Annotated in this window: 12 protein-coding genes; 7 read left to right on the forward strand and 5 right to left on the reverse strand. The window is 61.8% G+C overall.

From position 1 onward, the window contains the following. Window positions 1–25: 25 nt before the first annotated feature. From rho to WIN67_RS29665, 3 genes are all read right to left on the reverse strand, one after another. Complete coding sequence (gene rho, locus WIN67_RS29655) at window positions 26–1285, reverse strand: transcription termination factor Rho (RefSeq protein ID WP_017125454.1); 1260 nt, start codon at window positions 1283–1285, stop codon at window positions 26–28. 247 nt (window positions 1286–1532) lie between these two features. Further along, complete coding sequence (gene trxA, locus WIN67_RS29660) at window positions 1533–1862, reverse strand: thioredoxin TrxA (protein ID WP_102881241.1); 330 nt, start codon at window positions 1860–1862, stop codon at window positions 1533–1535. A gap of 120 nt (window positions 1863–1982) precedes the next feature. Further along, entirely contained in the window at window positions 1983–2687 is a 705-nt protein-coding gene (locus WIN67_RS29665) for a FadR/GntR family transcriptional regulator (protein ID WP_339070400.1), read from the reverse strand. 255 nt (window positions 2688–2942) lie between these two features. On the opposite strand from WIN67_RS29665, the gene WIN67_RS29670 reads away from it, so the two are divergent. The 5 genes from WIN67_RS29670 (at window position 2943) to ppx (ending at window position 7443) form a co-directional block, all read left to right on the forward strand. After that, on the forward strand, window positions 2943–3728 hold the full coding sequence (locus WIN67_RS29670; RefSeq protein ID WP_102862198.1) for a transporter substrate-binding domain-containing protein: 786 nt from the start codon (window positions 2943–2945) through the stop codon (window positions 3726–3728). Between the two features lie 21 nt (window positions 3729–3749). Next, entirely contained in the window at window positions 3750–4418 is a 669-nt protein-coding gene (locus WIN67_RS29675; RefSeq protein ID WP_213665230.1) for an amino acid ABC transporter permease, read from the forward strand. After that, window positions 4415–5065: an amino acid ABC transporter permease gene (locus WIN67_RS29680; protein WP_102881244.1), complete on the forward strand. Its 651-nt coding sequence runs from the start codon at window positions 4415–4417 to the stop codon at window positions 5063–5065. Before WIN67_RS29675 ends, WIN67_RS29680 begins: the two co-directional genes overlap by 4 nt. Beyond that, a complete protein-coding gene (locus WIN67_RS29685) occupies window positions 5052–5786 on the forward strand; it encodes an amino acid ABC transporter ATP-binding protein (protein ID WP_102862201.1) in 735 nt (244 codons plus the stop codon). The genes WIN67_RS29680 and WIN67_RS29685 overlap by 14 nt, the downstream gene beginning before the upstream one ends. Window positions 5787–5940: 154 nt before the next feature. Beyond that, the gene (ppx, locus tag WIN67_RS29690; protein WP_102881245.1) at window positions 5941–7443 is read left to right on the forward strand and encodes an exopolyphosphatase; all 1503 of its coding nucleotides are present in this window, start codon (window positions 5941–5943) and stop codon (window positions 7441–7443) included. 144 nt (window positions 7444–7587) lie between these two features. On the opposite strand, the gene ppk1 is transcribed toward ppx, so the two are convergent. Both ppk1 and hemB read right to left on the reverse strand, forming a co-directional pair. Continuing rightward, window positions 7588–9801, reverse strand: coding sequence for a polyphosphate kinase 1 (ppk1, locus tag WIN67_RS29695; RefSeq protein WP_102881246.1), 2214 nt, complete (start codon window positions 9799–9801; stop codon window positions 7588–7590). Window positions 9802–9819: 18 nt separating this feature from the next. Beyond that, a complete protein-coding gene (gene hemB / locus WIN67_RS29700) occupies window positions 9820–10833 on the reverse strand; it encodes a porphobilinogen synthase (RefSeq protein WP_060841658.1) in 1014 nt (337 codons plus the stop codon). Window positions 10834–11040: 207 nt separating this feature from the next. Here hemB and WIN67_RS29705 point away from each other — a divergent pair, with 207 nt between their 5' ends. Next, a complete protein-coding gene (locus WIN67_RS29705) occupies window positions 11041–11655 on the forward strand; it encodes a DedA family protein (RefSeq protein ID WP_339070401.1) in 615 nt (204 codons plus the stop codon). A 49-nt stretch (window positions 11656–11704) separates the two neighbouring features. Continuing rightward, window positions 11705–12370, forward strand: a complete 666-nt coding sequence (gene elbB, locus WIN67_RS29710; RefSeq protein WP_339070402.1) for an isoprenoid biosynthesis glyoxalase ElbB — start codon at window positions 11705–11707, stop codon at window positions 12368–12370. Window positions 12371–12407: the final 37 nt, after the last annotated feature.

The raw sequence follows: 12407 nt of genomic DNA on the forward strand, positions 1-12407 counted from the left end.
CCCGGCTCTTGCTGGCCTGATCGATTTACTTGCGTTTCATCGACAGGAAGAACTCATCGTTGGTCTTGGTCTGTTTCAGCTTGTCGACCAGGAACTCGATGGCAGCGACTTCATCCATGGGATGCAGGAGCTTACGCAGGATCCACATGCGCTGCAGTTCGTCGTCAGCCGTCAGCAACTCTTCGCGGCGGGTGCCGGAACGGTTGATGTTGATGGCCGGGAAGACGCGCTTTTCAGCGATCTTGCGATCCAGGGGCAGTTCCATGTTGCCGGTACCCTTGAACTCTTCGTAGATCACTTCGTCCATCTTCGAGCCGGTTTCAACCAGCGCGGTGGCGATGATGGTCAACGAGCCGCCTTCTTCGATGTTCCGCGCGGCGCCGAAGAAACGCTTCGGTTTCTCCAGGGCGTGGGCATCCACACCACCAGTCAGGACCTTGCCGGAGCTCGGGATCACGGTGTTGTAGGCACGGGCCAGACGGGTGATGGAGTCCAGCAGGATCACCACGTCCTTCTTGTGTTCGACCAGGCGCTTGGCCTTCTCGATCACCATCTCGGCCACTTGCACGTGACGGGTTGGCGGCTCGTCGAAGGTGGAGGCAACCACTTCGCCGCGCACAGTGCGCTGCATCTCGGTCACTTCTTCCGGACGCTCGTCGATCAGCAACACGATCAGATGAACTTCAGGGTTGTTGCGGGTGATGTTCGCAGCAATGTTCTGCAGCATGATGGTCTTGCCCGCCTTTGGCGGAGCAACGATCAGACCACGCTGGCCTTTACCGATCGGAGCGCACAGGTCGATGACACGACCGGTCAGGTCTTCGGTGGAACCGTTGCCGGCTTCCATCTTCATGCGCACGGTCGGGAACAGCGGCGTCAGGTTCTCGAACAGAATCTTGTTCTTGGCGTTCTCGGGACGGTCGTAGTTGATGGTATCGACCTTGAGCAGCGCGAAGTACCGCTCGCCTTCCTTCGGAGGGCGGATCTTGCCAACGATGGTGTCACCGGTGCGCAAGTTGAAGCGACGGATCTGGCTTGGCGAGACGTAGATATCGTCCGGGCCGGCCAGGTAGGAGGCGTCGGAGGAGCGGAGGAAGCCGAAGCCGTCCTGGAGGATCTCCAGCACGCCATCACCGGAGATTTCCTCACCGCTTTTCGCGTGCTTTTTCAGCAGGGAGAAAATCACGTCCTGCTTGCGCGAACGGGCCATATTTTCTATGCCCATCTGTTCGGCCAATTCGAGCAGTTCGGTAATCGGCTTTTGCTTGAGTTCAGTCAGATTCATATAGGAATGACGTAATCATTTATAGAGGGGGGAAATTAAGCTTTTGGCTTAATGAGGCCGCGCCGCAGAGAAGGCGACAGGATCGCGTACTTATTCGAAAAGGAGAGCGTCGGCGACGGCTTGCAGGGGGCACTGGAGAAACCAATGCGGGGCCGAATGTAACACCTGAGTTTCGGAGCGTCTAGCCCTCAATTACGAAAAAGCCCCGCGTTTTGCGGGGCCTTTCCAGGACACTGAAAATCGACGCTTAGATGTTGGCGTCGAGGAACGCTGCCAACTGCGACTTGGACAGTGCGCCGACCTTGGTGGCTTCGACGTTGCCGTTCTTGAACAGCATCAGGGTCGGGATACCACGCACGCCATGCTTGGCCGGGGTTTCCGAGTTTTCGTCGATGTTCAGCTTGGCAACGGTCAGTTTGCCTTTGTAGGTTTCAGCAATTTCGTCCAGAACCGGAGCGATCATTTTGCATGGGCCGCACCACTCAGCCCAGTAGTCGACCAGTACAGCGCCTTCGGCTCTGAGTACGTCGGCCTCGAAGCTGGCATCGCTGACGTGTTTGATAAGATCGCTGCTCATGGAATTCTCCAGGTTGTAAGCAAAAAAACGTGGCCCATCATATCCGCCCTTCCCGCGTTCAGGAAGCCGGAGATGATTAACTCTAACTATGGTGCCCCATGAGTTTGGGTATAGCTCAGCTCACGAAGATGTGGGGGTGACAAAGGCGATTCCAGTGCGCAGAGCGGCATTGCGCACATGCTCCTGCATGGCCTTTTGTGCCGCCCCCGAAGCGTGCCGGGCCAGGGCGCGGAGGATCTTGCGGTGCTCCTGCCACGTCTCCATGGCCCGCTCGGGTCGGATGAACGGTAGTTTCTGACTTTCCAGGAAGATCTCGGCGCTGGTGCTGAGGATGCTCAACATCGCCTGGTTGCCACTGGCCAGGAGGATCTTCTGGTGGAACTCGAAATCCTGCCGCGCCGCTGCCTCGAAATCCCCAACCCGCAATTGGCGACGCATGGCCTCGACATTGTCTTCCAGAGCATCCAGCTCATCGGCGGTCAGGGTCACCGCCGCCAACCCCGCGGCAAACCCCTCCAGGGCATAGCGCAACTGAAAGATATCCACAGGCGAAGCCTGAGCGGCGAACGGCCAACTCAAGCCGGCACCGGCTGCCGCTGCCTCGGGAGCCTGGACGAACACCCCCTTGCCCGGCTGCACACTGATCACCCCAAGCGCGCTCAAGGATGACAGCGCCTCACGCAGCGACGCCCGACTGACCCCCAACTGCAGCGCCAGATCCCGCTGCGAAGGCAGCGCATCACCGGGGCCGAAGCCCTGCTCGCTGATCAACTGGCGAATGGCTTGCAGCGCCACTTCGGGTACGGCACGGGTAATCGAATTCATGGGCTTGAGGCTGGCCGGTGCAGGAAAAGCTCCCTTGTAAAGCTATTCGCCGAGCCCGGCAAGTCGTGCCCCAAGGGGGTTCGAGGGTACGACCCCATGCCCGATCCGAGTGCGAAAAAACACACAACTGTTCAGACCAGTAAGACCGACCAAAGCCAGTAAAACCCCTATTTCCAGGGCCTTTTCCGCGTGTTGGCATGGCCTGTGCTCTATCGCCACACAGAAACCACTTCCCACGATTTGCGGAGATTCGCCATGACCAAACGCTGCAGCGCCCTGCTCTCTGCCCTGTTTGCCAGCCTGCTGTTGGCCCAGGCCCCAGCCCAGGCCAATGCCCTGGACGACGTGGTGGCCCGCGGCACCCTCAAGGTCGCGGTGCCTCAGGACTTCCCGCCCTTCGGCTCGGTAGGCCCGGACATGCAGCCCCGGGGCCTGGACATCGACACCGCGCGCCTGCTGGCCGAGCAGCTCAAGGTCAAGCTGGAGCTGACCCCGGTCAACAGCACCAACCGCATTCCGTTCCTCACCACCGGCAAGGTGGATCTGGTGATCTCCAGCCTCGGCAAGAACCCGGAACGGGAAAAGGTCATCGACTTCTCCAAGGCCTACGCACCCTTCTACCTCGCAGTCTTCGGCCCGCCCGAGGCGGCCATCGCCGGCCTTGACGACCTCAAGGGCAAGACCATCAGCGTCACCCGAGGCGCCATCGAAGACATCGAGCTGAGCGCCGTGGCCCCACAAGGCGCGACCATCAAGCGTTTCGAGGACAACAACTCCACCATCGCCGCCTACCTCGCCGGCCAGGTCGACCTGATCGCCAGCGGCAACGTGGTGATGGTCGCCATCAGCCAGCGCAACCCGAAACGCATCCCGGCGATGAAGATCAAGCTCAAGGACTCCCCAGTCTACGTCGGCGTCAACAAAAACCAGCCGGAGTTGCTGGACAAGGTCAACCAGATCCTCAGTGCCGCCAAGGCTGACGGCGCCCTGGAGAAGAACTCCCAGTTGTGGCTCAAAGAGCCACTGCCGGCTGACCTCTGATCGGCGCCCCGGAGCTTGAGCATGGCTTATCAGTTCGACTTCCTGCCGGTGCTGGAAAATACCGGCCTGCTGCTACGCGGCGCCCTGTTCACCCTGGAGTTGACCGCCATAGGCACCCTGCTGGGGGTCAGCCTGGGGATAGCCGGAGCCCTGGTACGGGCCTGGAAGATCCAGCCCCTGGCGGCGATCTTCGGCGTCTACGTCGAGCTGATCCGCAACACGCCGTTCCTGGTGCAGTTGTTTTTCATCTTCTTCGGCCTGCCATCCCTGGGCCTGCAGATCTCCGAGTGGCAGGCGGCGGTGCTGGCGATGGTGATCAACCTCGGCGCCTACTCCACGGAAATCATCCGCGCCGGTATCCAGGCCATTCCCAAGGGCCAGCTGGAAGCCGCCGCAGCCCTGGCCATGAGCCGCTTCGAAGCCTTTCGGCACGTGGTGCTGCTGCCGGCCCTGGGCAAGGTCTGGCCGGCCCTGTGCAGCCAGATCATCATCGTCATGCTGGGCTCGGCGGTGTGCTCGCAGATCGCCACCGAGGAGCTGAGCTTCGCCGCCAACTTCATCCAGTCGCGCAACTTCCGCGCTTTTGAAACCTACGCCCTGACCACGCTGATCTACCTGTGCATGGCCCTGCTGATCCGCCAACTACTGAACTGGTTCGGCCAACGCTACATCCTGAGGAACGGCCGATGAGCGACTTCACCTTCTGGGACATCCTGCGCAACCTGCTCAGCGGCCTGCAGTGGACCCTGTTGCTGTCCCTGGTGGCCTTTGTTGGCGGCGGCCTGATCGGCCTGCTGGTCATGACCCTGAGGATCTCCGACAAGACCTTTGCCCGCGCCTTCGCCCGCACCTATATAGAACTGTTCCAGGGCACACCGCTGTTGATGCAGTTGTTCCTGGTGTTCTTCGGTATTGCCTTGCTGGGTGTGGATATCTCGCCCTGGCTGGCGGCCGCTATCGCCCTGACCCTGTTCACCAGCGCCTACCTGGCGGAGATCTGGCGCGGTTGCGTCGAGTCGATCCCCCACGGGCAGTGGGAAGCCTCGTCGAGCCTGGCGCTCAATCCCTATGAACAGCTGCGCTACGTGATCCTGCCGCAAGCGCTGCGTATCGCCGTGGCGCCCACCGTGGGTTTTTCGGTGCAAGTGGTCAAAGGCACCGCGGTGACCTCGATCATCGGTTTCACCGAGCTGACCAAGACCGGCGGCATGTTGGCCAATGCCACCTTCGAGCCCTTCATGGTCTACGGCCTGGTGGCCCTCGGTTACTTCCTGCTCTGCTACCCCCTGTCCCTCAGCGCGCGCTACCTGGAAAGGAAACTGCATGCCTCTGCTTAGAATCTCCGCCCTGCATAAATATTACGGCGAGCACCATGTGCTCAAAGGCATCGACCTGAGCATCGAGGAGGGCCAGGTAGTGGCAATCATCGGTCGCAGTGGCTCGGGCAAGAGCACCCTGCTGCGCACCCTCAACGGCCTGGAGTCGATCAACGACGGGGTGATCGAGGTCGACGGCGAGTACCTGGACGCTGCCCGCGCCGATCTGCGCAGCCTGCGACAGAAGGTCGGCATGGTGTTCCAGCAGTTCAACCTGTTCCCTCACCTGACCGTGGGCGAGAACGTGATGCTGGCCCCGCAAGTGGTGCAGAAGGTGCCCAAGGCCCGGGCTGCCGAACTGGCGCGGCAGATGCTGGCCCGGGTTGGCCTGGCGGAGAAGTTCGATGCGTTTCCGGATCGACTGTCCGGCGGCCAGCAGCAACGGGTCGCCATTGCCCGAGCCCTGGCGATGTCGCCCAAGGTGCTGTTGTGCGATGAGATCACCTCGGCCCTGGACCCGGAACTGGTCAATGAAGTACTCAGCGTGGTGCGCCAGCTGGCCCGGGACGGCATGACCCTGATCATGGTCACCCATGAGATGCGCTTTGCCCGGGAAGTGGGCGACAAGCTGGTGTTCATGCACCAGGGCAAGGTGCATGAAGTGGGAGATCCCAAGCAGCTGTTCGCTCATCCGCAGACCGCCGAGCTGGCGAACTTCATTGGCAGCACCGAGCAGGCTTGAGGCTCCAGTGTCGTAGGAGCCGGCTGGCCGGCGCACAGCGACAGCACAGCCTGCCGAGGGTTTTATGCGTTGAATCAACGCATTGGACACTGCGCGTTGGCGCGAGCCGTTGATCGTGGCAGGATGGCGAGGTTATCGACCGAGACCCCCAACCATGCCCCAATCCCAAGCCAAGAATCTGTCCCTGATCGCCGCGATCGATCTGGGCTCCAACAGCTTTCACATGGTCGTGGCCAAGGCCCGGAACGGTGAAATCCGCATTCTCGAGCGGCTCGGTGAAAAGGTTCAACTGGCCGCCGGAATCAACGAAGAACGCCAGCTCAACGAAGAATCCATGCAGCGCGGGCTCGACTGCCTCAAGCGCTTCGCCCAACTGATCAACGGCATGCCGCCGGGCACCGTACGCATCGTCGGCACCAACGCCCTGCGTGAAGCCCGCAACCGTGGCGAGTTCATTCGCCGCGCCGAGGAGATCCTCGGCCACCCGGTGGAGGTCATCTCCGGCCGTGAAGAGGCCCGACTGATCTACCTCGGGGTGTCCCACACCCTCGCCGACACCCCGGGCAAGCGCCTGGTGGCCGACATCGGTGGCGGCAGTACCGAGTTCATCATCGGTCAGCGCTTCGAGCCCCTGCTGCGGGAAAGCCTGCAGATGGGCTGTGTCAGCTTCACCCAGCGCTATTTCCGCGATGGCAAGATCACCCCGGCCCGCTACGCCCAGGCCTACACCGCCGCGCGGCTGGAGATCATGAGCATCGAACATGCCCTGCATCGCCTGACCTGGGACGAAGCCATCGGCTCTTCCGGAACCATCCGCGCCATCGGTCTGGCCCTCAAGGCCGGCGGCCAGGGCAGTGGCGAGGTCAACGCCGAAGGCCTGGCCTGGCTCAAGCGCAAGCTGTTCAAGCTGGGGGATGCCGAGAAAATCGACTTCGAAGGCATCAAGCCCGATCGGCGGGCGATCTTCCCGGCGGGCCTGGCGATTCTCGAAGCCATCTTCGACGCCCTGGAACTGCAGCGCATGGACCACTGCGAAGGCGCCCTGCGTGAAGGCGTGCTCTACGACCTGCTGGGCCGCCATCATCACGAAGACGTCCGTGAACGTACCCTCAGCTCGCTGATGGAGCGCTACCACGTGGATCTGGAACAAGCCTCGCGAGTCGAAGGCAAGGCCCTGCGCGCCTTCGACCAGGTGGCGGCGGACTGGGACCTGGAGGACGGTGTCTGGCGCGAGCTGCTGGGCTGGGCCGCCAAGGTCCACGAAGTGGGGCTGGATATCGCTCACTACCACTACCACAAGCATGGCGCCTACCTGATCGAGCACTCGGACCTGGCCGGCTTCTCCCGAGAAGACCAGCAGATGCTGGCGCTGCTGGTGCGCGGCCACCGCCGCAACATTCCCAAGGAGAAATTCGCCGAGTTCGGCGATGACGGCATCAAGCTGATCCGCCTGTGCGTACTGCTGCGCTTTGCCATCCTGTTCCACCACATCCGTGGCACCCAGCAGATGCCTCAGGTGAGCCTGAGCGCCGAAGGCGACCATCTGGATGTGGAGTTCCCGGAAAACTGGCTGGATGAAAACCAGCTGACCCAGGCCGACTTCGCCCTCGAAGCCGAATGGCTGACCCGGGTCGGCATCGTGCTCAACGTCCGCTGAGACCTGAACAGGCCCCAAGCCCTGAATCGCTCTTGCCGGGGCTTTCGCTGGCAAGCCAGCTCCTACCAAACACCCAACGCAAGCCAATAAAAAAGGCCAGCCCGGTAAACGGGCTGGCCTTTTTGTCTACGGCGCCTGTGGCGCTTAGCGCACTGGCAACACCGGGCTGCCGAGACGCTCCAGCAAAGTCGCCTGGGCACTGCGCGGGTTCTGGTTGCCGGTCGGCGTATTGCGGATGTAACGACCGTCGGACTGCAGGCTCCAGCTGTGGGTGTTGTCGGTGAGATAACTCTCCAGCTCTTTCTTGACCCGCAGGATCAGCTTCTTGCCTTCCACCGGGAAGCAAGTCTCGACCCGCTTGTCGAGGTTGCGCTCCATCCAGTCGGCACTGGAAAGGAACATCTGCTCCTCGCCGCCGTTGAGGAAGTAGAACACCCGAGTGTGCTCCAGGAAGCGGCCGATGATGGAGCGCACATGGATGTTGTGCGACACCCCGGCAATCCCCGGACGCAGGCAGCACATGCCGCGCACCACCAGATCGATGCGCACACCGGACTGGCTGGCCTTGTACAGCGCGCGGATGATTTTCGGATCGGTCAGCGAGTTGAACTTGGCGATGATGTGCGCCGGCTTGCCGTCCAGGGCGAACTGGGTCTCCCGGGCGATCATGTCGAGCATGCCCTTTTTCAGGGTGAACGGCGCATGCAGCAGTTTCTTCATACGCAGGGTCTTGCCCATGCCGATCAGCTGACTGAACAGCTTGCCGACGTCTTCGCACAAGGCGTCGTCGGAGGTCAGCAGGCTGTAGTCGGTGTACAGGCGGGCGTTGGCCGCGTGGTAGTTACCAGTGCCCAGGTGCGCATAACGCACGATCTCGCCGGCCTCGCGACGCAGGATCAGCATCATCTTGGCGTGGGTCTTGAAGCCCACCACGCCGTAGATCACCACCGCGCCGGCCGCTTGCAGGCGGCTGGCCATCTGCAGGTTGGACTCTTCGTCAAACCGCGCGCGAAGTTCGATCACCGCGGTGACTTCCTTGCCGTTGCGCGCCGCGTCCACCAGGGCGTCGACGATCTCCGAGTTGGCGCCACTGCGGTACAGGGTCTGGCGCACCGCCAGCACATGCGGGTCCTTGGCGGCCTGGCGCAGCAGGTCGACCACCGGGGTGAAGGACTCAAACGGGTGCAGCAGCAGGATGTCCTGCTTGCTGATGACGCTGAAGATGTTCTCGCTGTTCTGCAGCAGCTTGGGGATCTGCGGGGTGAACGGGGTGTATTGCAGCTCCGGATGACTGTCCAGGCCGGTGATGCTGAACAGCCGCGTCAGGTTCACCGGACCGTTGACCTGATAGAGCTCGGTCTCGTGCAGGTTGAACTGCTTGAGCAGGTAGTCCGACAGATGTTTCGGACAGGTGTCGGCCACTTCCAGACGCACCGCGTCACCGTAGCGACGGGAGAACAACTCGCCGCGCAGAGCGCGGGCCAGGTCTTCGACGTCCTCGGTGTCCACCGCCAGGTCGGCGTTACGGGTCAGGCGGAATTGATAGCAGCCTTTGACCTTCATGCCCTGGAACAGGTCATCGGCGTGGGCGTGGATCATCGACGAAAGGAACACATAGTTGTCGCCAGGGCCGCCGACTTCTTCCGGAACCTTGATGATGCGCGGCAACAGACGCGGCGCCGGGATGATCGCAAGGCCCGAATCGCGACCGAAGGCATCGATGCCTTCCAGCTCGACGATGAAGTTCAGGCTCTTGTTCACCAGCAGCGGGAACGGGTGCGTCGGGTCGAGGCCGATGGGGGTGATGATTGGCGCGATCTCGTCGCGGAAGAAGCGCCGGACCCAGGTCTTGAGCTTGGTGGTCCAGTGACGACGACGGATGAAGCGAATCTGATGCTTCTCCAGTTCCGGCAGCAGAATGTCGTTGAGGATCGCGTACTGGCGATCGACATGACCATGCACCAGCTCGCTGATGCGGGCCAGGGCCTGGTGCGGTTGCAGGCCGTCGGCACCGGCCTGTTCCCGGGCAAAGGTGATCTGCTTCTTCAGGCCCGCGACACGGATCTCGAAGAACTCGTCCAGGTTGCTGGAGAAGATCAGCAGGAACTTCAGGCGTTCCAGCAGCGGGTAGGATTCGTCCAGCGCCTGTTCCAGCACGCGGATATTGAACTGCAGTTGCGAGAGTTCGCGGTGAATGTACAGGCTGCTGTCATCCAGGTTGGGGATGACAATGGCCGGCGTCGGTTGCGCCTCGGCCACTACGGGCACGGGCTCGAGCTCCGGCGAGGTTTCAACCACTGGCTCGACCACCGGCTGAGCGTCTTTTACGGCAACTTCTGAGAGTCCTTCAGTATTCATCGCGTGTTCCTGGGAGGGCTATTTTTGCTCTCGTAACAATTGAGCAGCACGAACGGCAAAGTAAGTCAGGATGCCATCAGCACCTGCACGTTTAAAAGCGGTCAGGGATTCAAGAATAACCCCTTCACCCAACCAGCCATTCTGGATCGCCGCCATGTGCATGGCGTATTCGCCGCTGACCTGATAGACAAAGGTCGGCACCTTGAATTCATCCTTGACCCGAAAAAGGATATCCAGGTACGGCATGCCCGGCTTGACCATGACCATGTCCGCCCCTTCCGCCAGGTCCGCCGCCACTTCATGCAGGGCTTCGTCACCATTGGCCGGGTCCATCTGGTACGAGGCCTTGTCGGCCTTGCCCAGGTTCAGCGCCGAACCCACCGCATCGCGGAAGGGGCCGTAATAGGCGCTGGCGTACTTGGCCGAGTAGGCCATGATCCGCACGTTGACGTGCCCCGCCAGCTCCAGGGCTTCGCGGATCGCCTGGACCCGCCCGTCCATCATGTCCGACGGCGCCACCACCTGGGCGCCGGCCTCGGCGTGGGACAGGGCCTGACGCACCAGGGCATCGACGGTGATGTCGTTCTGTACATAACCCTGTTCGTCGAGGATGCCGTCCTGGCCATGGGTGGTGAACGGGTCCAGGGCCACATCGGTGATGACGCCCAGCGCCGGGAAGCGCTCGCGCAAGGCGCGGGTGGCACGCTGGGCAATCCCTTCAGGGTTCCAGGCCTCGGCCGCATCCAGGGACTTGAGCCCGGCCGGCGTCACCGGGAACAGCGCCAGGGCCGGAATCCCCAGCTCGACCCAATGCGCCGCCTCTTCCAGCAACAGGTCGATGGTCAAGCGCTCCACGCCCGGCATCGAAGCCACCGCCTCACGGCGATTCTCACCGTCGAGCACAAACACCGGCAGGATCAGGTCGTCCACGCTCAGCCGGTTTTCGCGCACCAGACGGCGCGAGAAATCATCACGGCGGTTACGCCGCAGACGAGTGGCAGGGAACAGGCGGCTGGCAGGGGTAAAGCTCACGGCGGACTCCAGGGCCCGCGCTGGCGGGCGAGCGTGACAGTTATAAGCGGGCATTATGACGAACAGATGACAGTTGTGCTCAAGCTGTTGACCGACAGCAACACTCATTGTCATTGGCCCAATTGTTCACGTCGAGACACATTTCGATACTTTCCCCAACGTCGTCGAAGGGGTAGGCTGCGCGTTCATTTCGCCAGCATCCAGACAATGCTCCAACAATTTCTTCAGGATTTCGGCTATTTCGCCCTCTTTCTCGGTACGTTTTTCGAAGGCGAAACCATTCTGGTTCTAGCCGGGTTTCTAGCGTTCCGCGGATACATGGATATCAACCTGGTGATGGTGGTTGCCTTCTTCGGCAGCTACGCCGGTGACCAGCTGTGGTACTTCCTGGGGCGCAAGCATGGCCGCAAGTTGCTGGCGCGCAAACCGCGCTGGCAAATGATGGGCGATCGGGCGCTGGAGCATATCCGCAAGCATCCGGATATCTGGGTGCTGAGCTTCCGCTTCGTCTATGGCCTGCGCACCGTGATGCCAGTGGCCATTGGTCTGTCAGGCTATCCGCCGGGCCGCTACCTGCTGCTCAATGGCATCGGCGCGGCCGTCTGGGCCGTGGCCCTGGCCCAGGCCGCCTACCATTTCGGCGCGGTCATGGAAGGCATGCTCGGCAGCATCAAGAAGTACGAACTGTGGGTGCTGGGCGCGTTGCTGGTACTGGGTTTCGGCCTGTGGCTGCGCCGACGCTTCAAGAACGCCCGTCTGGCCAAGCAGATCTATGACGCCGAACAGGCCAAGGCCAAGGCTTCGACGACACCAGTGGAGTAACTCGCCGGTCATTGGCATGCTGTCAGCACCCTGAACCAGGAGAAAAACCATGAGCAAAAAAGTTGCAGTGATCCTTTCCGGTTGCGGCGTGTTCGACGGTGCCGAGATCCACGAAAGCGTGATGACCCTGCTGCGCCTCGACCAGCGCGGCGCCCAGGTGCAGTGCTTTGCCCCGAACATCCCGCAGATGCATGTGCTCAACCATCTGACCGGCGAAGCCATGCCCGAGACCCGCAACGTGCTGGTGGAATCGGCGCGCATTGCTCGTGGCCAGGTCAAGGACCTGCGCGAGGCCAATGTCGAAGACTTCGACGCGCTGATCGTGCCCGGCGGTTTCGGGGCAGCCAAGAACCTCTCCAGCTTTGCCACCGAAGGCGCGGCCTGCACAGTCCAGGCGGACGTCCTGGCTCTGGCCGAAGCCTTTGCCGAAGCGGGCAAACCGGTGGGCCTGATGTGCATCGCTCCGGCCCTGGCGGCGAAGATCTATGGTCCTGGCGTGACCTGCACCATCGGCAACGATGCCGATACCGCAGCGGCCCTGGGCAAAATGGGCGCCAGCCACACCGAATGCGCAGTAGGCGACATCGTCGAAGACAAAGCGCGCAAACTGGTGAGCACCCCGGCCTATATGCTGGCGCAATCCATCAGCGAAGCCGCCTCCGGGATCAACAAGCTGGTAGACCGGGTGCTGGAACTGACCCACGAAGGCGAGTAGTGACTCCCTGACACCCCGCTTCAGGAGGAGCCGCTGG

It is taken from the genome of Pseudomonas idahonensis, assembly GCF_037903935.1.
GTDB lineage: Bacteria > Pseudomonadota > Gammaproteobacteria > Pseudomonadales > Pseudomonadaceae > Aquipseudomonas > Aquipseudomonas danubii.